Annotated in this window: 18 protein-coding genes and 1 riboswitch; of the genes, 4 read left to right on the forward strand and 14 right to left on the reverse strand. The window is 68.0% G+C overall.

From position 1 onward, the window contains the following. The 5 genes from K2Y03_RS03920 to K2Y03_RS03940 form a co-directional block, all read right to left on the reverse strand. Positions 1-1,466, reverse strand: a 1,466-nt coding sequence (locus K2Y03_RS03920) for a CoA-acylating methylmalonate-semialdehyde dehydrogenase (protein ID WP_294088427.1), incomplete at its 3' end; no start/stop codon positions are given. Between the two features lie 47 nt (positions 1,467-1,513). Continuing rightward, a complete protein-coding gene (locus tag K2Y03_RS03925) occupies positions 1,514-2,293 on the reverse strand; it encodes an ABC transporter ATP-binding protein (protein WP_294088428.1) in 780 nt (259 codons plus the stop codon). Beyond that, positions 2,284-3,252, reverse strand: a complete 969-nt coding sequence (locus K2Y03_RS03930) for an iron ABC transporter permease (RefSeq protein WP_294088429.1) — start codon at positions 3,250-3,252, stop codon at positions 2,284-2,286. Before K2Y03_RS03930 ends, K2Y03_RS03925 begins: the two co-directional genes overlap by 10 nt. Beyond that, positions 3,249-4,043: an ABC transporter substrate-binding protein gene (locus tag K2Y03_RS03935; RefSeq protein ID WP_294088430.1), complete on the reverse strand. Its 795-nt coding sequence runs from the start codon at positions 4,041-4,043 to the stop codon at positions 3,249-3,251. The genes K2Y03_RS03930 and K2Y03_RS03935 overlap by 4 nt, the downstream gene beginning before the upstream one ends. Beyond that, complete coding sequence (locus tag K2Y03_RS03940; protein ID WP_294088431.1) at positions 4,040-5,878, reverse strand: TonB-dependent siderophore receptor; 1,839 nt, start codon at positions 5,876-5,878, stop codon at positions 4,040-4,042. Before K2Y03_RS03940 ends, K2Y03_RS03935 begins: the two co-directional genes overlap by 4 nt. Positions 5,879-6,017: 139 nt before the next feature. Next, positions 6,018-6,220, reverse strand: a riboswitch (cobalamin riboswitch). Between the two features lie 239 nt (positions 6,221-6,459). On the opposite strand from K2Y03_RS03940, the gene K2Y03_RS03945 reads away from it, so the two are divergent. From K2Y03_RS03945 to K2Y03_RS03955, 3 genes are read left to right on the forward strand one after another with little or no spacing between them, the layout of a single operon-like run. Then, positions 6,460-7,695: an efflux RND transporter periplasmic adaptor subunit gene (locus K2Y03_RS03945; protein ID WP_294088432.1), complete on the forward strand. Its 1,236-nt coding sequence runs from the start codon at positions 6,460-6,462 to the stop codon at positions 7,693-7,695. After that, positions 7,692-10,850 carry a CusA/CzcA family heavy metal efflux RND transporter gene (locus K2Y03_RS03950; protein WP_294088433.1) on the forward strand — a complete coding sequence of 1,053 codons (3,159 nt, stop codon included), beginning with the start codon at positions 7,692-7,694 and terminating at the stop codon, positions 10,848-10,850. Before K2Y03_RS03945 ends, K2Y03_RS03950 begins: the two co-directional genes overlap by 4 nt. Then, a complete protein-coding gene (locus K2Y03_RS03955) occupies positions 10,847-12,283 on the forward strand; it encodes an efflux transporter outer membrane subunit (protein ID WP_294088434.1) in 1,437 nt (478 codons plus the stop codon). The genes K2Y03_RS03950 and K2Y03_RS03955 overlap by 4 nt, the downstream gene beginning before the upstream one ends. Positions 12,284-12,498: 215 nt before the next feature. Here the strand turns inward: K2Y03_RS03955 and K2Y03_RS03960 are convergent, their stop codons facing one another. The 4 genes from K2Y03_RS03960 to K2Y03_RS03975 are packed head-to-tail and all read right to left on the reverse strand — an operon-like array spanning position 12,499 to position 19,723. Then, the gene (locus tag K2Y03_RS03960) at positions 12,499-16,092 is read right to left on the reverse strand and encodes a M1 family aminopeptidase (RefSeq protein ID WP_294088435.1); all 3,594 of its coding nucleotides are present in this window, start codon (positions 16,090-16,092) and stop codon (positions 12,499-12,501) included. Between the two features lie 23 nt (positions 16,093-16,115). After that, positions 16,116-17,000, reverse strand: a complete 885-nt coding sequence (locus tag K2Y03_RS03965) for an ABC transporter ATP-binding protein (protein ID WP_294088436.1) — start codon at positions 16,998-17,000, stop codon at positions 16,116-16,118. Between the two features lie 48 nt (positions 17,001-17,048). After that, complete coding sequence (locus tag K2Y03_RS03970; RefSeq protein ID WP_294088437.1) at positions 17,049-18,476, reverse strand: UbiA family prenyltransferase; 1,428 nt, start codon at positions 18,474-18,476, stop codon at positions 17,049-17,051. Then, a complete protein-coding gene (locus K2Y03_RS03975) occupies positions 18,473-19,723 on the reverse strand; it encodes a glycosyltransferase family 39 protein (RefSeq protein ID WP_294088438.1) in 1,251 nt (416 codons plus the stop codon). Before K2Y03_RS03975 ends, K2Y03_RS03970 begins: the two co-directional genes overlap by 4 nt. Positions 19,724-19,795: 72 nt before the next feature. On the opposite strand from K2Y03_RS03975, the gene K2Y03_RS03980 reads away from it, so the two are divergent. Beyond that, entirely contained in the window at positions 19,796-20,170 is a 375-nt protein-coding gene (locus K2Y03_RS03980) for a permease (protein ID WP_294088439.1), read from the forward strand. A gap of 3 nt (positions 20,171-20,173) precedes the next feature. Here K2Y03_RS03980 and K2Y03_RS03985 read toward each other — a convergent pair whose 3' ends face one another. From K2Y03_RS03985 to K2Y03_RS04005, 5 genes are all read right to left on the reverse strand, one after another. Continuing rightward, complete coding sequence (locus K2Y03_RS03985) at positions 20,174-21,718, reverse strand: peptidase S10 (RefSeq protein WP_294088440.1); 1,545 nt, start codon at positions 21,716-21,718, stop codon at positions 20,174-20,176. An 84-nt stretch (positions 21,719-21,802) separates the two neighbouring features. Next, positions 21,803-22,132: a hypothetical protein gene (locus K2Y03_RS03990; protein WP_294088441.1), complete on the reverse strand. Its 330-nt coding sequence runs from the start codon at positions 22,130-22,132 to the stop codon at positions 21,803-21,805. Positions 22,133-22,305: 173 nt separating this feature from the next. After that, the gene (locus K2Y03_RS03995) at positions 22,306-22,653 is read right to left on the reverse strand and encodes a thiol-disulfide oxidoreductase DCC family protein (protein ID WP_294088442.1); all 348 of its coding nucleotides are present in this window, start codon (positions 22,651-22,653) and stop codon (positions 22,306-22,308) included. Next, positions 22,646-23,470, reverse strand: a complete 825-nt coding sequence (locus K2Y03_RS04000; RefSeq protein WP_294088443.1) for a TIGR00266 family protein — start codon at positions 23,468-23,470, stop codon at positions 22,646-22,648. Before K2Y03_RS04000 ends, K2Y03_RS03995 begins: the two co-directional genes overlap by 8 nt. 85 nt (positions 23,471-23,555) lie before the next feature. Continuing rightward, the gene (locus K2Y03_RS04005; protein ID WP_294088444.1) at positions 23,556-24,350 is read right to left on the reverse strand and encodes a DUF6671 family protein; all 795 of its coding nucleotides are present in this window, start codon (positions 24,348-24,350) and stop codon (positions 23,556-23,558) included. Positions 24,351-24,384 lie beyond the last annotated feature (34 nt).

The raw sequence follows: 24,384 nt of genomic DNA on the forward strand, positions 1-24,384 counted from the left end.
GAGCCGTCGCCGCCGCCATCGGGCCAGCGCTGGGTCACCGTCTTGGTCTTGGTCCAGAAGCGCACGCCTTCGGTGCCGTGCTGGTTGATGTCGCCAAAGGCCGAGCGCTTCCACCCGCCAAAGCTGTGATAGGCGACCGGCACCGGGATCGGCACATTGATGCCGACCATGCCGACATTCACCCGCGCGGCAAATTCGCGCGCGGCGTGCCCGTTGCGGGTGAAGATGGCGACGCCATTGCCATATTGATGCTCGCTGGGCAGGCGCAGCGCGGTTTCGAAATCGGGCGCGCGCACAATCTGCAGCACGGGGCCGAAAATCTCTTCCTGGTAGCTCTGCATCTGCGGCGTCACCCGGTCGAACAGCGACGGGCCGATGAAATAGCCCTGTTCATGCCCCTGCAGCGTGAAGCCGCGCCCGTCGACCACCAGTTCGGCGCCTTCGTCGATGCCGGTCTGAATCCAGTTTTCAACGCGCGCCTTGTGCGCGGCATTCACCACCGGGCCGTAATGCGCATCGGGGTCGGTCGACACGCCCACGCGCAGCGCCGCCATCGCCGGGATCATCCGTTCGCGCAGTGCGTCCGCCGTCCTGTCGCCCACCGGCACGACCACCGGCAGCGCCATGCAGCGCTCGCCCGCCGAGCCGAACGCGGCGCCCGACAGTTCGGCCACCACCTGGTCCAGATCGGCGTCGGGCATCACGATGCCGTGATTCTTGGCGCCGCCCATCGCCTGCACGCGCTTGCCGGCGGCAACGCCCTGGCGATAGATGTAATGCGCGATGTCGGACGAGCCGACAAAGCTGACCGCGGCAATGGCGGGGTGGTCCAGGATCGCGTCGACCATTTCCTTGTCGCCGTGCACCACCTGCAAAATGCCCTCGGGCGCGCCGGCTTCGCGCATCAGCTCAGCAAGACGTACCGGCACGCTGGGGTCGCGCTCGCTCGGCTTCAGGATGAAGGCGTTGCCGCAGGCGATGGCAACGCCGAACATCCACATCGGGATCATCGCGGGGAAGTTGAACGGGGTGATGCCGGCGCCGATGCCGATCGGCAGCCGCATCGAATAAACGTCGATGCCCGGCCCCGCCCCTTGCGTATATTCACCCTTCAGCAGGTGCGGAATGCCGCAGGCGAATTCGATGACGTCGAGCCCGCGCTGAATGTCGCCCCGGGCATCGGCCACCACCTTGCCATGCTCGCTGGAGAGCAGGCGGGCGAGATCGTCGATATTCGCCTCGACCAGTTCCTTGAAGCGGAACATCACGCGGGCGCGGCGCTGGGGATTGGTGGCGGCCCAGCCGGGCTGCGCAGCCTGCGCGGCGGCCACCGCACGCGCCAGATCGGCCGCCGTGCCTAACGCGACGCGCGCCTGCACCGTGCCGTTATTGGGATCGAACACATCGCCCGAACGCGCCGCCGCGCTGCTGCCGCCGCCGGCGATATAATGGTCGATGATACGCATGAGGCTCTCCTGAAAGCGATATTGCGGCTCGCTTTAGGCGCCTTGGTTCAACCGGGCAATCGCGCGATGGGCACTGGCAGCAGGCGACCATCGGCACCGGGCGTCAGCGCAACATGGATGCCGAACAGCCGCGCGATGGCGGCCTCGTCCAGCGTATCGGGCGCGGCGCCAAAGCCCGCCAGCGCCCCGTCCGCGATCAGCAGCACGTCATCGGCCACCCGCGCCGCCTGCGCCAGATCGTGCAGCACGACCACCACCCCCATGCCGCCCGCCGCCAGCGCGCGCAGCCGGTCGAGCAGGTCGAGCTGATGCGCGGGATCAAGGCTGGCCAGCGGTTCATCGGCCAGCAGCCAGGCGGGCCGGCCCGCCAGCACGCGCGCCAGCAGCACCCGCGCCAGCTCGCCGCCCGACAGCCGGTCTACCGCGCGCGCGGCAAAGCGGGCCGTGTCGGTCGCGGTCAGCGCGGCATCGATCGCGTCACGGTCCGCGGCAGACAGCGCCGCCATCGGCGCGCGGTGCGGCAGGCGGCCCAGCGCGACCAGATCGGCCACGGTCATGTTCCAGTGCGCCACGCCCTGTTGCGGCAGATAGCCGATGGCGCGCGCCCGCGCCCGGGGCGGCATCTCGGCAACCGGCGCGCCCTCCAGCCGCACCGCGCCGCCGGCAAGCGGAACGAGCGCTGCCATCGCCTGCAGCAGCGTGGACTTGCCGGCGCCGTTCGGCCCCAGAATGGCGGTCACCCGGCCCGGCGCCAGCGTCGCGCTGACCCCGTCCACCACCGCCCGGCCGCCCAGCGCCACCCGCACCCCCTCCAGCGTCAGCGCCATGCCGCCCCCCGCCTGCCCAGCAGCAGCCACAGGAAGAAGGGCGCGCCGATCAGCGCCATCGCCACCCCCAGCCGCACCTCGCCCGGCCCCGGCACCAGCCGTACCAGCGCATCGGCCGTCAGCGTCAGCGTCGCCCCGCCCAGCGCGCTGGGCAGCAGCAGCGCGGCGGGCCGCGCGCCGAACCAGGGGCGCAGCACATGCGGCACGATCAGGCCGACAAAGCCGACCACCCCGGTCACCGCGACGCTTGCCCCGACTGCAAGGCCCGTGCCCAGCACCACCAGCGCCTGCACCCGGCCAAGCCGCACGCCCAGCGACCGCGCTGCCGCCTCCCCCAGCGTCAGCGCGTCGAGCGCGGGACCAGTCGCCAGCAGCAGCGCGGCACCGGCCGCCATCACCGGCACGCCCAGCGCCACCTCGTCCGGCCCGCGATCGGTGAGCGCGCCCATCAGCCAGTCAATCGCTTCCGCCACCGCATAGGGGTTGGGCGCGATCGAAATCAAAAAGGCCGTCGCCGCCCCCGCCAGCGTTGCCAGCACGGTGCCCGCCAGCACGAACGCCACCGTGCCGCCGCCGCGCCACAGCAGCAGCGTCAGCAGCGCCATGGCGAGCGCCGCACCGGCCATGGCGGCGGCAATCATCGCGCCGACGCTGCTGAACCCGGCAATGATCGCGGCGACCGCGCCCATCGCCGCGCTCGACGAAACGCCGACCACCGCCGGATCGGCCAGCGGATTGCGCAGATAGCCCTGCAGCACCGCGCCCGACAGCCCCAGCGCCGCGCCGACGGCGAGCCCCAGCACCGCGCGCGGCAGCCGCAGCTGGACGATGATCGCCCAGCGCGGATCGCCCGTGAACCAGCTCTCGGCCGGCACCCAGACCTTGCCCGCCCCCAGCGACAGCAGGAACGCCGCCGCGCACAGCAGGGCGAGCAGGGCCAGGCGCGCGGGCCGGCTCATCGCGCGACCTGCTTCAGGGTGGCCATCGCCTCGATGATCACCGGCCCGCCGCAATTGATCAGCCGGCGCGGGAACACTGCCTGCCGGGTGCGCGCGCCCAGCACAGCGGCCCGCGCCCGCGCCTGCCGCGCCGACAGGTCAGGCGCCAGGATCAGTGCCGGCGGGCGCAGCGCCAGCGCCTCCGCCGACACCGCGCCGCTATAGGCCAGGCCATAATCGGCCGCCGCATTGGTCAGCCCGGCGCGCGTCATCATGTCATCAAGCAGATTGCCGGGGCCATTGGCCATCCCCCCGCCCAGATAAAGCAGGGTGCGGATGCCCTTGGGCGGCACCGGCTGTGCCGCGCGCTCGATCGCCGCGACCAGCGCCTCGCCCCGTGCCTGCGCGCCGACGGCTGCTGCCAGCGTGCGCAGCTGCGCGACGCTCGCCGAAACCGAGGGCGCCCCATCGAGCACCAATGTGCGCAGCCCCGCCCGGGCATAGGCGGCGCGGGTGGCCGGCGGCGCAAAGCTGGAGGTGATGACCAGATCGGGCCGCAGCGCGATCACTTCCTCCGCCGTTCCCGCCGTCGCACGCAGCCGCGCGGCGAGCGCCGGGGCGATGGAACTCGCCGCCGGGTCCTTCGAATAATGGCTGATCGCCGCGACACGTTCAGGCGGCACCAGCGCCAGCAGCATCGCATCGGCACACGGATTGGTGGAGACGATCCCGCCGCCGCCCGGTGCCGCCGCCGACGGCGCGCACGCCGCCAGCGCCAGCGCCAGCATCGGCAGCGGGATCGCCCATTTCATGGCAGCGTGACCCGCACGCCCGCATAGGCGGTGCGGCCGAAGGTGCCATAGCCGTTCACCACCTGATAGCGTTCATCGGTCAGGTTCTCGACGCGCGCATAAAGTGCCAGCCGCTGGCCGACCGGCATTTCCGCCCGCGCGCCGACCAGCGCATACCCGTCCAGCCGGGTGCGGTTGCCGGCATCGTCGAAACTGTCCCCCACAATTTGCACCGTGCCGCCCAGCGCCAGACCGAAGGGCAGCCGGTAATCGATATTGGTGCTCAGCGTCTGGCGCGGCCGGCGGGCAAGTTCGCGCCCGAAATTGGCGCCGGGCGACTGGTTGCGGCTGTTGATGAAGCTGTACGCGCCGGTCACCGTCAGCGCGTCGATCGGGTTCAGCCGCAGCTCGACCTCGACGCCATCGGCGCGGGTGCGAACGATGTTGCTATAGGTGAAGGTGGCCAGGTCGAAATCGATCTGGTTGCGGATGCGCCGGTTGAAATAAGTGACCGACAGCCCGGCGCGCCCGTTCAGGAAGCGCTGGGCGACACCGACGTCGAAGCTGGTCGCGGTTTCGGGGCGCAGCGTGCGATTGCCGAACGCGCTGAACAGCTGGAACAGGGTCGGCGCCTTGAACCCCTCGCCATAGCTGCCCCGGATGGTCGTGCCGCTGGCCAGCGCCAGCACCGCGTCCGCGCCGAAGGTCAGCCGGTTGCCGAAATCGCGGTGCGCGTCGTAACGGATGCCACCGGTCAGCGTCAGCGGCGCGAGGGGCTTGGCGATCAGCTGGGCGAAGCCGCTGGTGATGCCGGTGCGATAGCGGTTGCGCGCATCGGCAAAGCGGCTTTCCTCATGCTCGGCACCGAACACGGCGCGCAGCGCCTTCGAAAGCTCGAAGTCGCCCTGATATTCATAGCGTTCGGTGCGGCCCCGGCCGACAAAGGCCGGCGTCGGCGCGGTCGGCGACGCGAAATTGTCGCGGTTGATGTCGGCAATGTTGAACGCCAGCCGGTTGCGAAACCGCCCCTCGAACAGCTGCACGTTGAGGCCGGCATAGCCATAAATTTCCTTCGCGGTCGAATATTCGGGCGTGTCGGCCAGCGTGAAGCGTGGCGCCGGAAAGCCATCCAGCATCGTGCGGCCATTGGCGTAATAGGTGCGCAGGTCGAGCTGCACATTGCTCGCCAGGTCGGCCGTCACCCGGCCGGAGACGCCATATTGGCGAAAACCGTCGCGCTCGGTGCCGATCGCGGCCGAGGAAATGCCGTCGGTCTTGTAATAGCCGCCCGACAGGCTCGCGCGGATCGGCCCGGTGCCGCCGCGGATTGCCGCCGTGCCGAACACTGTGCCGGCCTCGCCCCCTTCGATCTGGGCGCGCGCGGACAGCGCCTGGCCGGGCTTGTCGGTGATGATGTTGATGACGCCGCCGATCGCGCGGCTGCCCCAGGGCACCGAATTGGGGCCGCGCAGCACCTCCACCCGCTCGATGGTGGAGGTCAGCAGATTGCCGAAATCAAAGCCGCCGCCGGGCGAGGACGGGTCGTTCACCCGCACCCCGTCGATCAGCACCAGCGTCTGCTCGGCCTCGGCGCCGCGAATCCGCACGCCGGTAAAGCCGCCGACCGAGCCGTTGCGCGTCACCGTGACACCCGGCGTCTGGCTCAGCAGGTCAGAGAGCACCGCGATCTGCCGCTGCTCGATCAGCTGGCGGTCGAGAATGGTGATCGCCTGGCCGACTTCGCTCGCCGGCTGTTCGACGCCGGTTGCCGTCACCACCACCTCGTCGCGCTTGTCCTCGGCATCGTCGCCGGGTGCCGCCAGCGCCGGCAGCGGCAGCAGAGCGGACGAAATCACAATGTATTTAAATAGCTTAAACATAAGACGTACCCCAATGGGGGGCGTTGCACGGATTCCGGGTGGAATCCGGGCGCGGCCCGGTTACGTCGTTCGCTCGAGGAAGAACCTCGTCCGCGCAGGAGCACCCCGCCCGCGCAGTGGATCGACCGTGGCAGGCAGGTCTCCTGGCTCCCGGCTCGATCGCTGGCACCCCGCCTTCCCGGGCACGCGCCCAGTGGCATAATGGGGTGCCGGCTCGCCGGCTACAGTTGCGGGGGCAGCGTCGGCGTTGCTCCCGAAGGGGCGCACCGGCCTTCCCTTTTGATCCCCTTCCGGGGAACCTGTCACGCGCCTGCCCTTATCGCAGCGGGCGTGGCGCGGCAAGCCGCCACGCCGATGGCGTCGCGCGAGGCTGACCTGCCGGCGGCGCCCGCGCCTTTCGCGCCAACATTACCGCGCGGCCCTGCTGGCTGAATGCCGGATGAATTATTGTCCACAATAGCTTACATTGCTTGGCGCGTTGTTGATTTACACACCCAGCGCTGCCTTAGAATTGCGCGACGCCCGTTCCGTTCGCGCATTCAGGAGCGCTTTCTTTCGTGACCGAAGACCCACATGCCGCCCTGCCCCTGCCGCCGGTAACCCGGCTGAGCGGGCCTCGCCAATGGCGCCTGATCGCCCTGATCGCCGGGGCGATTGTGGCAATTGCGCTGCTGATCGGCGCGGTCCGCGCGCTGACCACGCCCAAGCCGCCCGAGGAAAAGCCACTGCCGCCCGGCACGGTAAGGCTCGACCCGAGCGAAGTCGCGCGTGCCGGCATCATGCGCGTGGGCGTGGGCAATCCGGGCGAGTCAATCCAGGCGGTCGGCGTGATCAGCGTCGACCAGAACCACACGACGCCGGTGCTGCTCAACTATTCGGGCCAGGTCGCGCAGGTCTATGTCGAAGCCGGCGACCGGGTGGGTGCCGGCCAGCCGCTGCTGCGCATCGCCTCGCCCGATCTGGTTGATGCCGTGAATGCCAGCCTGACCGCGCGCGCCAATCAGGCAACGGCTGCGGCACAGCTTGCCACTGCCAGCCTGACCGCGGAGCGCCAGAAGCAATTGTTCGAAACCGCAGGCGGCGCCGAAAAGGATTACCGCCAGGCGCAGACCGACCTGATTGCCGCGCAATCGGCCAAGCGCGCCAGCGACGCCGCCGTGCTCGCCGCGCAGAACAAGCTGGCACTCTATGGCCGCAGCGGCGGTGGCGGCTCGATCTCGCAGGTCATCTATCGCGCGCCGGTGGCCGGCACCATTGCCACCCGCGACGTGGCGATCGGCCAGTTCGTGGGCGCGGGCGGCGACAAGCCATTGCTGACAATTTCGGACCTGTCGCGCGTCTGGCTGGTCGCGCAGCTTTCCGAACAATATGCCGCCCGCATCCGCAAGGGCGACGTGGTGCGGGTGACGACGCCCGCCTATCCCGGCCGCACGTTCGAGGCGGTGATCGACAATGTCGCCGCATCGCTCGACCCGGCCACGCGCAAGCTGGCGGTGCGCGCCAGCGTCAACAACCCCGACAGCGCGCTGAAGCCGCAAATGTCGGCCCGCTTCGCCATCGCGCCCGCGCAGTCGCCGGGCGACAGCATCATCGTGCCGGCGGCGGCCATCATCTATGAAGGTGACACGGCGCGAGTGTGGGTGCTGGGCGACAATGGCCTGGCCCGCGCACGCACCGTGCAGGTGGGGGAAACCAACGGCGCCACCACCCGCATTGCCGCCGGGCTGAAGCCCGGCGAGCGCATCGTCACCAGCGGCGCGCTGTTCGTGAACGAGGCGGGGCTGGGTGAATGAACGGCCTTGTCGATTTCGCGCTGCGACAGCGCTTCATCATCCTGTTGCTGCTGGTCGGCATGGTGATTGCGGGCGGGTTCGGCTTCGCCAATCTCAACATCGAAGCCTATCCGGACCCGGTGCCGCCGATGGTGGAGCTGGTGACGCAAAGCCCGGGCATCTCCGCCGAGGAGATGGAGCGCAACGTCACCACACCCATTGAAATCGCGATTGCCGGCCTGCCCAATGTGAAGACGGTGCGCTCGATCTCGCTGTTCGGCCTGTCGGACGTGAAGATCCAGTTCACCTATGACGTGACCTTCCGTCAGGCCGAGCAGCTGGTGCTGGGGCGGCTGGCCCAGCTTGGCGGCCTGCCCAATGGCGCGCAGCCGGTCATCTCGCCCACCAGCCCGATCGGTGAAATCTATCGCTACCGGCTGAGCGGACCGCCCGGCTATTCGGTGATGGACCTGAAAACGGTGCAGGACTGGGTGCTGCAGCGCCGGTTCAAGCGGATTCCGGGCGTGGTCGACGTCACCGGCTGGGGCGGCAAGCTGCGCAGCTATGAAGTGGTGGTCGACAATGACCGGCTGATCGCCAACGGGCTGACCGTGCCGCAGGTGCTCGATGCGCTCAGCAAGAGCGACGGCAATGTCGGCGGCCAGACGGTGAATTTCGGCCAGCAGGCGGCCATCGTACGCGGCGTCGGCCTGATCCAGTCGGTGGAGGCAATCCGCGACACGCTGGTCGCAGATAACAACGGCACGCCGGTGTTCCTGAAGGATGTCGCCGACATCCGCATCGGCAACCTGCCAAGGCTCGGCATCGCCGGCGAAGGGCAGGATGACGACATCCTGATGGGCATCGTGCTGATGCAGCGCGGCGCCCAGTCGCTGCCTGCGATCGAGGCGGTGAAGGCCGAGGTGGAGACGGTCAACTCGAGCGGCATCCTGCCGCCGGGCGTGAAGATCGAACGCATCTATGACCGGTCCGAACTGATCTCGATCACCACCCGCACCGTTACCGAGAACCTGATCGAAGGGGTGGTGCTGATCTTCCTGCTGCAGTGGATTTTCCTCGGCAATCTGCGCAGCGCAATCATCGTTGCCGTCACCATTCCGTTCGCGCTGTCATTCGCGGTGCTGATCCTGATTGCGCAGGGCGAATCGGCCAATCTGCTGTCGGTCGGCGCGCTCGATTTCGGGCTGGTGGTGGATGCAAGCGTCATCATGGTGGAAAACATCTTCCGCCACATGGTCGATCGCGCGGCCGTCGTGCGCGCGGGGCGGGCGCATTTCACCCCCGCCAACCGCTTTTCGGCGATCCTGGGCGGCGCTTCCGACGTCAGCCGGGGCATCTTCTTTGCCGCGGCCATCATCATTGCCAGCTTCCTGCCGCTGTTCACGCTGACCGGAGTGGAAGGGCACATCTTCGGCCCGATGGCGAAAACCTATGCCTATGCGATTGCCGGCGGGCTGATCGCCACCTTCACCGTGTCGCCGGTGCTGTCGGCGATGATGCTGCCCGACGAGCTGGACGAGGTGGAAACCTGGATCGTGCGCCAGCTGCGCCGCCTGTACGAGCCGGCCGCCGCGCTGGCGCTGGCCAACCGCACCGCGACGATCGGCATCGCGGTGGTGCTGTTCGCCACGTCGATGGTCGCGGTGCGCTCGCTGGGGGTGGAGTTCCTGCCGGCGCTGGAGGAGGGCAACCTCTATGTCCGCGCCACGCTGCCCGCATCGGTCTCGCTGGAAGCGGGGCAGCCGGTGGTGAACGAAATCCGCCGGATCATCGCCAGCTATCCCGAAGTACGCCGGGTAACCACCACGCACGGCCGCCCCAATGACGGCACTGACGCGACCGGCTTTTTCAACGCCGAATTCTACACGCCCCTGAAGCCGGCGAACGAATGGCCGTCGGGCGTGACCAAGGAAAGCCTGACCAAGGAGCTCGAAGGGCGGCTGCGCGCGCGATACCCCGGCGTCGATTTCGAATTCACGCAATACATTCAAGACAATGTGCAGGAGGCCGCCTCTGGCGTGAAGGGCGCCAATTCGATCAAGGTTTTCGGGCCGGACCTGGCCGCGCTCACCAAGCTCGCCGGCGAGATCAAGGACCAGGCGGCCAAGGTGCGCGGCGTGACCGATCTGGGCATCGCCTCGTCGCTGGGCCAGCCGACGGTGCGCATCGACATCGACCGGATCGCCGCCGCGCGCTATGGCCTGACGCCCGACGACATCAACAAAACGGTCGCTGCCGCCATCGGCGGGCAGAGCAGCGGCGACCTGTACGAAGCCGGCACCGACCGCCACTTCCCCATCGTCGTGCGGCTGAAATCCGGTCAGCGCGACAGCCTGGACGCGATCAAGGCGATCACCATCGGCGCCCCCAGTCCCAGCGGCACCGGCGCGGTGGAAGTGCCGCTGGCCGAGGTGGCCAATGTCCACCTCACCTCCGGCGCGTCGTTCATCTATCGCGAGCATCAGGAACGCTATGTGCCGATCAAGTTCAGCGTGCGCGGCCGCGACCTGGGCGGCACGGTGGACGAGGTGCAGGCGCGGATCGCGAAGAACGTGACCATTCCACCGGGCTATCATCTGGAATGGGCGGGCGAGCTGGGCAGCCTGACCAGCGCGGTGCAGCGGTTGCAGATCGTCGTGCCGATCAGCCTGGTGCTGATCCTGGTGCTGCTGTTTTCCAACTTCCGCTCGATCCGCGACACGCTGCTGGCCTTTTCGGTGATCCCGATGGCGATCATCGGCGGGGTGCTGGCGCTGGCGCTGACCGGCACCAATTTCAGCATTTCCGCCGCGATCGGCTTTGTCGCGCTGTTCGGCATCGCGGTGATGGACGGCATCTTGATGGTGACGACGTTCAACCAGCAGCTGGAAGACGGGCATGCCCGCGACGTGGCGATGGCGCGCACCGTGCGCACCTGCCTGCGCCCGGTGGTGATGACGTGCCTGGCCGCCGCCATCGGCCTGTTGCCGGCGGCGGTTTCCAGCGGCATCGGCAGCCAGGTGCAAAAGCCGCTGGCGCTGGTGGTGGTGGGCGGCATGACGCTGGCGCCCTTGCTGATCCTGCTCGTGCTGCCGGTGCTGCTCGATATCTTCTCGCGCCACCGGCACATTCCCGTGGACCTCGACCACCCCCAAGCGGAGCCCGAACCGGCATGATCCGCCCTGCCCCCCGCGCCAGCATGCTGGCTGCCCTCGCGCTGCTGGTCGGCTGCACCGTCGGCCCGCGCAACCCCGGCACCACCGTGCCGCTGCCCCCCGAACGGCCGGCCGACACGATCGCGCCGGCAAGCGGCCCGGCGCAGCAGCTGGTCGCCGGCACGCTGGTGGAGCGCGGCTGGTGGAAGAAGTTCGGCAGCGCCAAGCTGAACGCGCTGGTCGACCGCGCCCTTGCCGCCAATAACGACCTTGCCGCCGCCGATGCCGCCCTTGCGCAGACGCGCGCGCTGGCCCGTGCGGTAAAGGGTGATTTCGGGCCGCAGCTCGACGCCGGCTTCAACGCCAACCGCACCCGCGTGTCTGGCCGGTTGCAGGGGCCGCTCCTCGATTCGAACATTCTCGATTATACGCTCAGCACCGCGCAGCTCTCGGTCAGCTATCCGCTCGACCTGTTCGGCATCGGCCGCAACCAGATCCGCTCGGCGCGTGCTCAGGCCGAAGTCGCGCTGCACCGGCGCGATGCGGCGCGCACCACGGTCGTTACCAATCTGGTCGTCGCGGTCATCTACCACGCCGCGCTGGCCGAGCAGTTGGCCGCCGCCAAGCAGAGCGTCAGCGACAACCGCCAGATCCTGGCCCTGCTCCAGCGGCGCCAGGCGCTGGGCGAGATCGGCCAGGTCGATGTGGCGCAGCAACAGACCGCGCTTGCCAATGTAGAAGCGCTGGTGCCGCCGCTCGAACGCGCGCTGCAGCACCAGAAGAGCCTCGTCCTGACACTCACCGGCCAGCCCGCCGGCGGCGCCGCGCCCGACCTGCCCGGTTTTGACGAGCTGACCCTGCCCGACACGCTGCCGCTGTCGCTGCCCGCCGCGATCGTTGCCAACCGGCCCGATGTGCGCGCGGCCGAAGCGGCGATGCGCGGCGCCGGCTATGACGTGGGCACCGCGATTGCCGCGCGGCTGCCGCAGCTCAGCATCAGCGGCACCTTTGGCGGGCAGACCGAAAACATCGCCAATCTGCTGAGCCCGACCAGCGCCTTTTTCGCGGTGATCGGCGGCCTCACCCAGCCGCTGTTCCATTCGGGCGCGCTGAAGAACCGTCAGCGCGCGGCCGAAGCCGCGCTGGAAGCGGCCAAGGCGCAATATCGCGCCGCCGCGCTGCAGGCGTTACTCGATGTGGACGATGCGCTGGCCGGACTGCGCACCGATGCCGGCGCGCTCGATGCCGCCACGCGGGCGCGCACCGCCGCGGCACAGGCGCTGCGCTTCACCCGGCGCCAGGCCGAATTGGGCGCGACCGGCACGCTGCAGCTGCTGACAGCGGCAGCGGCGGACGCGCAGGCGGCACAGGCGCTGGTGCAGGCGCGCGTCGCCCGGCTGACCGACACGGTCGCGCTCTATCAGGCGTGCGGGACGGACAGCTTTCCGGGTTGACCGGGCGGGAGGGTGACAGGCGCCCTCACCCACGCGCAACCCGTTCGTCCCGAGCAAAGTCGAGGGACGCGATGCAAAGCGTCGCGCCCGGTCCGCGTGTCTCGACTGCGCTCGACATGAACGGGTGATGATAGGCTGAGGTGCACTCGAGGGCGGTCAGTCAGGGAACCGCCCCACCCCAACCCCTTCCCTGAAGGGGAGGGGCTGATGGGGCTTTAACCCGTCACCGCCGTCACATTGTCATCCGAGTTGCGATCGACATATTTGTTATAGGCGTCGACCCCGGCAAAGGCCGGCTTCTTGGTAGAGATGACACGGATTTCCTGCTTGCCGCTGGCAATCGGGCGGCGGTCGATCAGCACCACGTCCTTCGCGCTGAACGCGCCGATGCCGGGCCGCGCACCGAACAGGCCGATATCGACCGTGTCGGCGAGCGGGGTCTCGCGCTCCTTGCCGCTGCCATCGGCATAGAATTTGCGCGCGGCGACCGTGATGCGCGTTTCATAGCGCCCGTCGGCCAGCTTCTTCACCGTCGCGGTTTCCGCCTTCAGGTCATAGAGCGTAATGCGTTCGAGCAGGTCGCTCACCAGCTGGCGCTCGGCATCGTTGCGGGCCAGGCTCTTGAAGCCTTCGACCAGGTCGGTCGAGCGGGCATAGGGCGCGCCCTTGAAGCGGAACCGGTCGAGCAGCTTGGCCAGCATCGCGTTGACGCGCGCCTCGCCCAGCCGGTCCTGCAACAGATAGAGCACGACCGAGCCCTTGCGGTAATGGATATAGGGCTGGTTCTCGACCCGGTTGAGCGGCAGTTCCTCAACCGATTCGCCGCCGCGCGAGCGCAGATAATTGTCCAGCTCATATTTCAGGAAGCGGCGGATCTTGTCCTCGCCGTACAGCTTCTTCATCACCATCAGCGCCGAATATTGCGCCATGGTTTCCACCAGCATGGTGCCGCCCTGCATTTCGGCGGAAATCAGCTGGTGCGCCCAATATTGGTGGCCCAGCTCATGCGCGGTGACATAGGTGACATAGTCGATCGCGTCGGGATCGCGCGTGTCGGCAATGAAGCCGATCCGCTCCGAATAGGGGATGGTGCCGGCAAAGGCCTGCGCGAAGCTGGCATAGCCGGGGAATTCCAGCACCCGGGCATAATCGAACTGATACGGCCCGAAATTGGCGCGGTAATAATCCAGCGACAGCTTCATCGCATTCAGCATCCGGTCGACATTATAGGCGTGCTTGGGGTCGAAATAGACGGTGCCCGTCACCCCGCCGCCCAGCGGCATTGATCGTTCGGCATAGGCCGCCGACTGGACCGAGAAAAAGGCCAAGATTGGTACTTTGGACACGAAGCGCGCGGTGCGGCGGCCATTGGCGGTGCTGTCCGCCACCCGCCGGCCCGGGGCGATGGGTGTCTGCCCCGCATCGGTCGTGACGGTGATGTCGGACTGCACCCAGCTGGCATTGCCGATATAGTTGCGCTGCGTGGCCGACAAGTCTTCAAGCTTTGCCATGCGCAGCTGCGAGGGCAGCTTGAACCGCCGCCGCGTGACCGGATCGCTCAGCAGCGTGTCGCGGTCCATACCGATCCGCGGCGCGAACTCGAAATTGTTCAGGAAGCTGCCGTTGCGCACCATGCGCGTGTCGTCACCCTCGGCACGGAAACCCCGCTGCCACCGCTGGGTGGCAAAGCGCATCTCCACGCCCGCCCCCGGCGCCAGCGGCTGGTCAAAGCGATAGATGCGATAGCGCAGGCGCTTGTCGTCATGCACCAGCCGCGCGCCCGGCAGATCGACCGACAGCAGCTTCATGTCGGGATCGATCACGCGCAGATGCAGGTCGCTGAGCGGCGCGCCGGTGGTGTTGACCAGCTGATAGCTGCCGCGTGCCTCGGCCCGCTTTTCGCTGGGGTAGAGGTCGACCGCCAGCTTGATGGTGCTGACCGAGGGCTGCTTCACCTTTTCGTAGTGCAGATATTTGCGCTCATACTCGGCGAGCAGCTTGTTGGTGTCCTCACGCGTGCGATATTCGTTCAGCACGTTCATATTGTAGTAGATGAAGCCGCCGGTTGCCGCTGCGGCCGCCACGCCGGTGGCGATCAGCACGCCGGGCAGCCCGGCCAGCCGCGCCGGCACCCGCCGCGCGCGCGACGCGAACGACACCTGCGTGCCGCGCCGCCACAGCAGATGCGCCAGCACCCCCAGGATCAGCGCGAAGCTGCCCCAGTAGAGCCGCAGCCACCAGCCGGTCGCGCCGCCGACATCGTCGCCGTTCATGTCAGACAGGCGGATATTGCCGGTCGAGCCGAAGTTATAGAGCGGGTGCTCAAACCCCAGATTGTTGAGCGTGATGGTGGCGACCAGATAGATCACCATGATGCCCCAGCCGATATATTTGTTGGGGCTGAGCGCCTGCACGAACACCGCCAGCACCGCCAGGATCACCATGTCGGCGGCGCTGGGCAGGACATACCAGGCCAGATATTCGCCCAGCGCCAGATCGGTCTGGCCCCGGATCAGCTGAACGGCGATCCCGCCCAGCATGGCGATGACCAGGCACGCGATCAGCACGCCCGACACGGCCAGCGTCTTGGGCACCATATAGGCCCAGTTGGGCAGCGCGGTCGCGTCGATGATCTCGTGCATCTTGCGCTCGCGGTCGCGCCAGACAAGCTCGCCCGAATAATAGATGGCGATGATGACCGGAATGATGCCGAACGCGCCGTTCAGCACGCCGATCACGCCAAAGGTCAGCGGGCGCGCGGGCGTGCCGTACAGATCATTGCCCAGGAACAGCGCGGACACCGCGTTGAACAGCCCGACCAGCATCAGCACCAGGAAAGCGGGGCTGCGGAAGACCAGCGCCATTTCGAACCGGGTGCGTGCCATCAGCTGCGTCCAGCCGGCACGATCGGGCTGCAGCGCGGGGAGCGTGGCGACCAGCTGCGGCGGCACCGCGGCCAGCTTTGCCTCGCGCCGCGCCGCCCGCTTAAGCGCGCGGCCGGAAATGCCGCGCTCCGAAAAGCTGAACCGGGCATAGGCAATGGCAAGCGCAACCAGGCTCAGCACGACGCCGAAACCGCGATTGAACAGCAAGGTGGTGGAAAGCGGCGGCACCATCCGGTTCGCCTCCGCCGCCGTCCAGTAGCGCGTGGCCTGGCCGAATGCCCCGAAGCCGAACGGCTCGAACAGGGCGGCCGTCTCGCGCAGTTCCGGCCGGGTGCGCAGCGCCGACACCACGACCAGATAGATGACCAGGAACACGACGACGCCGACATAGCTGTACATCACCGACCGCGTCATCGTGGCGACCGCGAAGAACAGCGCAGAGGTGAGCAGAATGTCGGGCAGCGCCATCACCAGATAGGCATGGGCATAGGCCGCCAGATAGTTCGGCCCCAGCGTTTCGCGGTCGACCCAGGGCATGAACGAGCCGAGCCAGATGGCCAGCGGCACGACCAGAAAGGCAATGCCCGCCGCCAGAAAGGCGCCGGTGAAGCGGCCCATCAGATAATCGAACTTGCCCACCCGCGTGGACCGCACGATCGGGCCAAAGCCGCTTTCATCGTCGCGCACGATGACATTGGCGACAAACGCCGTCGTCACGAACATGAAGAACAGCGACAGGATCAGGTGCGTCTGGATGATCGACACCGGGCTGTTGCGGTGGATGCTGCTGCCCCCGGAGCCGATCTGGATCTGTTCGATCGTCGCAGCCCCGAAGGTCATCAGGAAGAACAGGACGGCGACGGTCCAGAAGACCGGGTTGCGCAACTGGTAGCGCAGCTCGAAACTGGCGATCTTGGCGAACATTGGCGGCCCTCCCCCCAGCCGGCTCAGGCGGCCTGGGTCGCGCGGGTGCGCGCCAGCGTGGCGAAATAAACATCTTCCAGCCCGCCCGACACCGGCGTGAAGCCGTCGCCCGGGTCATGGTCGGCCAGCACATGGATCACCGTGCGGCCGGCGAACAGGCGCGTCGAAATCACCGTGTAGCGCGCCTGGTGGTCGGCCAGTGCGTCGCGCGTGATGGTCTTGGCCCACACGCTGCCACGCGCCCGCTCGATCAGCTCGTGCGGCGCGCCTTCCAGCTGGATGCGCCCGCCGGCGAGCACTGCCATGCGCGGGCACAGATCGGCGACATCCTCCACGATGTGGGTGGACAGGATGACGACGACCTGCTCGCCGATTTCGGCCAGCAGGTTGAGGAAGCGGTTGCGCTCCTCCGGGTCCAGCCCCGCGGTCGGCTCGTCGACAATGATCAGCGCCGGGTTGCCGATCAGCGCCTGGGCAATGCCGAAGCGCTGGCGCATGCCGCCTGAAAAGCCGGCAATCGCCTTTTTGCGTACCGCCCACAAATTGGTCTGGTTGAGCAGCGTCTCGACCGTCGCCTTGCGGTCAGCGGCAGAGGCGACCCCCTTCAGCACCGCCATATGATCAAGCATGTCATAGGCGGAAACACGCGGGTAGACGCCGAAATCCTGCGGCAGATAGCCCAGCCGCGCGCGCAGCGCCTCGGGCTCGGCCAGCACATCGATATCGCCGAAGCGGATGCTGCCCGATGTCGGCGTCTGCAGCGTGGCGACGGTGCGCATCAGCGTCGATTTGCCCGCGCCATTGGGGCCGAGCAGACCGAACATGCCGGTCGGCACCGTCAGGCTCACATCGTCGAGCGCACGGGTGCCGTTGGGATAGACATGGGTGACATTGGCAAGGCTGAGCATGGTTCCTCCCCGATTTGAGCAGGACCATAGCAGGGGTGTATTATATGTCTATAGCGGAATGACGACTTTCTGTGCGACGACCACGATCGCCGCCGCCAGCACGCCCATCGCCAGGCTGCGCCGGTCGGTGATTGCAAAGGCGATGGGGTCGCCGGACACCTCGCCACGCCGCGCCATCATCCATACCCGCGTCAGCCAGTAGAGCAGGATCAGGCACAGGCCGGAGAGCAGTTGCGGCGTGCCATGGTCATAAACGGCGGTGGCGTTGGAAATGAACAGGGCGAGCACCAGCACCGACACCATGCCGGCGGCGACCCCCATCATCATCACCACCTCGACATCGCCGCCGGTATAGCCGCGCCCGCCGAGCAGGCGGCGGGGATCGTCGGTTGCCTGCGCCAGTTCGGTATAGCGCTTCAGATAAGCCAGGCTCAGGAACAGGAAGATCGCGAAGGTGAGCAGCCACGAACTTACCGGCACCGCAATCGCCATCGCGCCGGCGAAGATGCGCACGGTGTAGAGGCAGGCAAGCACGATCACGTCGAGCGTCATCACTGCCTTCAGCCGCAGCGAATAGGCCGTCGTCAGCGCCAGATAGCCGATCAGCACCACGCCAAAGCGCGGGCCGAGCAGCGCCCAGCCCAGCACCGGCGGCACCAGCAGCAGCAGCGTGCCCGCCGCCAGCGCCGCCGGAATGGGCAGCGCGCCGCTGGCCAGCGGCCGGTGGCGCTTGGTGCGGTGGGCGCGGTCCGCCTCGATATCGAGCAGGTCGTTGATGAGATAGACGCCCGACGCGGCGAGCGAGAACAGCGCAAACGCACCCAGCGCCTGCGCGATCAGCCGCGTGTCGGCCCATAGGCCGGACGTGACCAGCGGCACGAAAATCAGCGCATTCTTGGCCCATTGGTGCGAGCGCATCGCCTTCAGCAATGCCCGCCACAGCGGCTTGCGGCGCACGCTGAGCGCGCGCACCCCGGCCGGGCACACGCCCACGCTCACCGCCTCCGCCGCCGCGCGCCAGATCGGGCGGTCGGCGGGGCTGTCGCCGACATAGCCGAAATCGCCATCGGCATCGGCCATGATCCAGGCCAGCTTGTTGCGCCCTTTCAGGTTGCGCCGCGCGCTGGTGCCGATACTGGCGTCGAACAGCCCCAGATGCCGGGCAATCGCCGCGACCGGGCGCCAGTGCGATCCGCTGGCCAGCACGACGCGGCGCCCCTCGCGCCGTGCCTCGGCAATCATCGCCAGCACCTCGGCACGATAGGGCAGGGTCGCCGGGTCGATCCGCACCCGCCGCGCGACCATCGCCTTGGCATAGGCCCGGCCACGCATCAGCCACCACAACAGCAGCAGCGCCTGCGCCACCCCGCGCCGGGCAAAGCGCACAAAGCTCTCCAGCGAGATATCGGCCGAGACCAGGGTCTGGTCGAGATCGACATAGAGCGGGCGGGTTCGCACCGGCGCGTGAACGGTCATGCAAGCACCATCTTCAAGCGCGCAGGGGCCGCGCGGCGCAGCAGCGGGGCAGTCGCACCCGCCGCCAGCAGGCACAGGAACGGCATGACCGGCAGATTGTATCGCGGGATCACATAGGCCCCGGCATGCACCGCCCAGAACAGCGCCATCACCGCGAGCATCACGCGCATGCCCCGCCCGAAGCGGCGCCAGCCAGTGAGCGCGACGGCCGCCATCGCAAGCAATGCCAGTTGCTGCGCCACGCTCGCCCAGCGCAGCAGGCGGACGGCAAGACCCTGGCCTTCATCGGCATGTGGTGGCTCCGGCAGCCAGAACAGCGCCAGCTTCCAGGCTGCCAGCCGCGCGGTATCGCCGGGATGGGCAGCGATATGCGCGCGGGCTAGATCGCCCAGCCGATCAGTCGCGGCCAGTTCGCCGAGGTCGCGGTGCAGCTGGCGCCATCGGTCGCTACCCAGCGGCGTGTCGCGCATCGACACGAAACGGCCGGTCGCGTTGGCATTGTTGCCGATATAGAGGTTGAAGGCCGCATTGGTGGTCAGCACGGGGCGGCCCAGCATGGCATCGGTATGCCATAGCCAGGGGCCGAGCACGACCGCCACGCCCAGCGCAAAGGCGACCGCGGGCCCGCCGGGGCGCCCTGCACGCCCGCGCCACCACAAGGCGAGCGGCAGCGCAAGCGCGGTCAGGATCACCGAACCGCCGGCCAGCACCCCGGCGCCATAAATGAGCCCCGCCACCGCCGCGACGATCCGCGGCCGGCGGGTGTCGAGCAGCATCACCAGCGCCAGCGCAAAGCCAATGAGCAGCGGCACCGACAGATTTTCGCGCGTCAGCGTGACATTGGCGACCACCATCGGCGCGAGCAGCGCGAAGAACAGCGCCGCCAGCAGCGCAACGCCCCGCCCGGCCAGCCGCCGGGCAAGCGCATGGAGCAGCAAGATGCTGATCGCGACGAGAATCAGATTGGGCACCAGCGCCACGGCCGGCCACGCCCCGAACAGCGCGAAGAACGGCGCCAGCACGAACGGATAGCCCGGGCTGTAGAACGCCGCATTGCCCCAGATGTCGCGCATCGGCGCCTGGCCGGCCAGGGTCTGCGCCATCATGAAATAGGACGCCTGATCGGCATCGCCCAGATTGGCCGACAGGACCATGCCCGCCGCAAGCCGCACCGCCAGCGCCAGCAGCACGATCAGCGCCAGCGCCGCAGCACCCTGTCGGGGGGAAAGACGCGAAGGCGGCAGCATCGCCATTCGCCATGGCACAACCGCCATTGAGATTGGCTTAAGACGGTTAGGCTAAACGCTTTCTGCATGAAGATGACCGATCTGGCCCTGATTCTGACCAGCGTGGCGATGAGCTCGGGCGCGCAGTTCGCGTTGAAGATGGGCGCCAGCGCGCCGCAGGTGAAGGCCGCGATTGCCGGCGGCGGCACGCTCGTCGCGCGCGCCTGGGCGCTGGGCACCACGCCGATGCTGGTGCTGGGCCTCACCATCTATGCCCTGTCGGCGGCGGCATGGATCGTGGTGCTGTCGCGGCTCGACCTGTCCTTTGCTTATCCCTTTGTCGGGCTGGGCTTCATCATGACCTTTCTGGTCGGCGCGCTGCTGCTGGGCGAGGGCGTCAATGCCTGGCGGCTGGCCGGCACGCTGTTGATCGCGGCCGGTGCCGTGCTGGTTGCGCGCGGCGGCTGACGGCTATTTCGCCGCCCGGTCGTACCACGCGCCCAGATCGGCGTGGAGCTGTGCCAGCGCGTCGGGGTTCAGATAGATCATGTGGCCGCTTTCATAATATTTGAAGCTGATATTGCCGCGCAGCTCGGGCGGCAGCAGCATGTGGTTGGCATCGAACTCGGCGCCATAAAAGGGCGTCGCCATGTCGTAATAGCCGTTCAGGAACAGCACCTTCAGATGCGTGTTGGTCCGCATGGTATAAGCCAGATCGACGGCGGTGTTGGGCGAGGTCTGCGGCCCGCGCCCGCCCGGCGCGCGGTGGCGCCAGTCCCAGTCGAAGCCGCCGTCGCGGGCGGACAATTTATAGGTCAGGTCCGTCTTGTAGCCCAGCGTCTTGGCCGCATAGTCCATGAAGCTGGCGACATAGGCGCCGGTGATCGCGGTCGAGGCGGGATCGTCATCGGGGCTGTCGGCATTGGCGTCCGTCGGGTTCGCCAGATAGCGCGCGTCGAGCCGCCCGGTCGACACGCGCCGGTCGCGCAGAAGTTCGGTCTGGAAATGCGGCAGGTCGATGCGCAGGTTGGCGCGGCGGATGAACGCCTCGCTCAGCCCGGTATAGGCCGCCATCTGGCGCGCGGTGGCGGCGGCTTCCTCCTCGCTGATCGCGCTGCCCTTGGCGAGCGCGGCGGCATAAGGCCCGCTCACCCAGGCGCGCACCTCGGCGATGAAGGCGGCCAGGTCCGCCGGGCGGTTGGCCAGCCGGTTGTGGTACCAGGCGGTTGCCGCATAGCCGGGGAACAGCACCTGATAATTCTGGTCATAGCCCGGCTGGCGCACGCCATAATTGAGGATGGTGGACAGCAGGACGACGCCATTAAGGCTCATCCCCCGCTGCTCCAGCTGCGCGGCGAGCGCCCCCGAGCGCAGCGTGCCATAGCTTTCGCCGAACAGGAATTTGGGGCTGCCCCAGCGCTGGTTCTTGGTGACGTAACGCATGATCGCGCGGGCAAAGGCGTCGACATCCTGGTCCACGCCCCAGAAATCCTTGCCGGTCTTGTCGCCCAGCGGGCGCGACCAGCCCGCCCCCATCGCATCGATGAAGACCAGATCAGTCTTGTCGAGCAGCGAATAGGGGTTCGCCGCCACGCCGTAGGGCGCGGGCTTCACATAGACGGGCGCCGTCGTCTGCACCCGCACCGGGCCGAAGCTGCCCATGTGCAGCCAGATCGTCGCCGAGCCCGGGCCGCCATTGTAGAAGAAGGTCACCGGCCGGTTGCCGCCGCCATCCTTGGTATAGGCGGTGTAGAACATGCTGCCGATCGGCTTTGAATCATCATCGCGCAGCGTCAGCGTGCCGGCGGTGGCCGTATAGGCAATTGCGGTGCCCTTCACCGTCACGCTGCCCTTGCTGACGGCGGCGGTTTCTTCCACCGGCGGCTTGGCCCAGGCGGCTTCGACCTCCGCCACCATCGCGTCCTTGTGCGCCGGCGCCTTGGCGGTGTCGGGCTTCTTTTCCTGCGCCAGCGCGGGCGTGGCAACGAGCATCAAAGCGGCAAGCGCGAGGCGCATCAGATCATTCCCCCCGGTATCGGTATCTCTTGGGGGGAGACCTTGCCGCGCCCCGCGCCGGTGCGCAAGCGCCGCTTGCCGGGCTCAGCCGACGCGGCGTTCCGCCCAGATCTGGCGGCTGACGGCGTTTTGCTGGCGGTTGAGGTTGATCTGCTGCTGGCGGGTCAGATAGCCGCCATTGCCGATAATCGCGGCGCGCTTTTGCAGGTTGATCGCGCGCACGTCGCGGTGCAGGTCGCGGGCCTCGGCGCCGGAAAGCTGGCCCTGGCGATAGCCGGCCACGATGCGGGCATTCTGGTTGATCACGCGGTTGTTGACCTGGGCAATGCGCGGATGGCGCGGATAGGCATTGGCAATGGCCGGCACGGTGATCAGCGCGCTGGCGGCAATAGCGATGGCGACGGGTTTGAACATGGCTGGCGTCCCTTGCTGCAGCGCCAAAGCATTATTGCCAGGCGCCCATGCACATTGCCGCTTTCAACCTGTCACGCCGCTGAACAGATGCTCGGAATAAGTATAACAGGCGCCGCTATAGTGTCGCAATATGTATCAACGAAAGTATAGTTAAGCGACATCAAGCATCTTCACTATCGCAGCGACTTTTGCAGCCATGGCCGCGCTCGCAAAAAGGCGCGATAGGCGCGCTCCAGCAGCCATTCCATGCCGGGCAGCCTTGCCATCAGCCCCAGCGGGCGCAGCAGCGGGATAGCCCGCCACATCGCGGCAAAGGCCGCCGCGCCCGACAGCAGCACGCCATTTTCGGCGGCATGGAAGCGCGCAAGCAGCGCGGCGCGATCGATCGGGCAGCCACCGCCATCGCCGGTGGCCACATCGACGAAATCAATCGCGCCGCGCCGGTCCAGCCGCCGCATCAGGGCAATCTCGCGCGTGCACAGGGGGCAGGCGCCATCATACCAGACGGTCAGCCTATTCATTGCCGCCGATGAAGTGGCCGAGCTGCCCCAGCACCGATCCCTCGCCCGCGTTGCGCCCGGTGCCGGTAGCCGTTGCCAGCACCCGGCCAGCAAGGCGGCCGAACGGCAGCGACTGAATCCACACTTTGCCCGGCCCGCGCAGCCGGGCAAAGAACAGCCCCTCGCCACTGAACAGCACGCTTTTCACGCCGCGCACCATTTCCAGGTCGAAATCGATGCTGGGGGTATAGGCCGCCAGGCACCCGGTATCGACGTGCAGCACTTCGCCCGGCGCCAGTTCGCGCTCGACCAGCGTGCCGCCCATGTTGACGAACACCCAGCCATCGCCCTCCAGCTTCTGCATGATGAAGCCTTCGCCGCCGAACAGCCCGGTCATTACCCGGCGCTGAAAGGCCAGCCCCACCTGCACGCCCTTGGCCGCGCACAGAAACGCATCCTTCTGCGCGATCAGCGTGCCGCCAATGTCGGACAGTTTGAGTGGCAGGATCACTCCCGGAACGGGCGCGGCAAAGGCGACGCGCGCCTTGCCCTGGCCGCGATGGGTGAACACGGTCATGAACAGCCCCTCGCCGGTCAGCAGCCGCTTGCCCGCGCCGATCAGCTTGTCCATCAGCCCGCCGCCCGCGCCCGACCCGTCGCCGAACACGGTGGTCAGCTCGATGCTGGCATCCTTCCACACAAAGGCGCCCGCCTCGGCCAGCGCGCTTTCGCCGGGGTCCAGCTCGATCTCCACGAACTGCAGGTCCTGGCCCTTGATCTCGAAATCGATTTCGTCGGCACCGCCACGGCGGGGCTGGCTCCAGGGGCTCTCGGGCATCGGCGACTCTCCTGTTCGGGTGGAGCCACTGGTTTAGCCCGGATGGCGCCCCATCGCCAGCATCACCCCGGCCGGCGGCGGATCATCAAGGATTGCACTGGTCGCAGCTGGCGGGGTCGGCGCGGCGGTCGGGCTCCAGCACGCCTTCCACGGCATGGCCGCAGCCCAGGCACTGATAAAGCTGGCGCCATGCGCTCTGCGTCGGCGCGCCGCACCAGCCACAGGGGCGGCCCGGCCCCAGCTGTGGCACCCAGCCGGGATGCGCACACACCGGGCAGCGCGCCGCCCAGCGTTCGGCAAGGTTCGCAGCCGCCCGCCCGATCGAGGCCATGCGGCGCGGATTGCGATGGGCGCGCATGTCGGTTTCGATCCACACCGCGCCATGCTCTGCGATCGCCGCCGCCACGGCGCGGTCGAACGCTGCCCAGTCGGCAATATCCTTGGTAATCGGCTGCGCGCCGCCCGGCGTCATCAGCACCAGCCCGTGCGCGGGAAAGCCGCACAGATCGGCAAAGTGGCGCGCATCGTCGGGCGCGCTCACCTGCTGATGCGCATAATTGGTGTCGAAGGTGCGGTCGGCGCCGATCAATTCGCGGCCGTCGCGGTCGCGCATCAAGACGATCTCGTGCCCGCCTGGCACGATGGGGAGCGCGGGGTGCGGGCCGAACGCGCCCTCGCTGGCAATCGCCACCTGTGCCCAGGGCCACAGGTCTAGCGCCGCCTGCGCCTTGGCGCGCGCGGCCTCCATCTGGTCACCCGCGCGGGCCACGTCGCGGGTGAAGGTGCCGAACCGGTCGGTATCCAGCCCGGCGGGTGTCTGGCGGAACGCGAGCTCCAACGCCTCGAGCGCTGCGACGATGACCGGCGCCTTGCCGTGCATCGTCGCAACGACCGACGGAGCCCCCCGCCAGTCC

The organism is Sphingomonas sp. (genome assembly GCF_019746015.1).
Lineage (GTDB): Bacteria > Pseudomonadota > Alphaproteobacteria > Sphingomonadales > Sphingomonadaceae > Sphingomonas.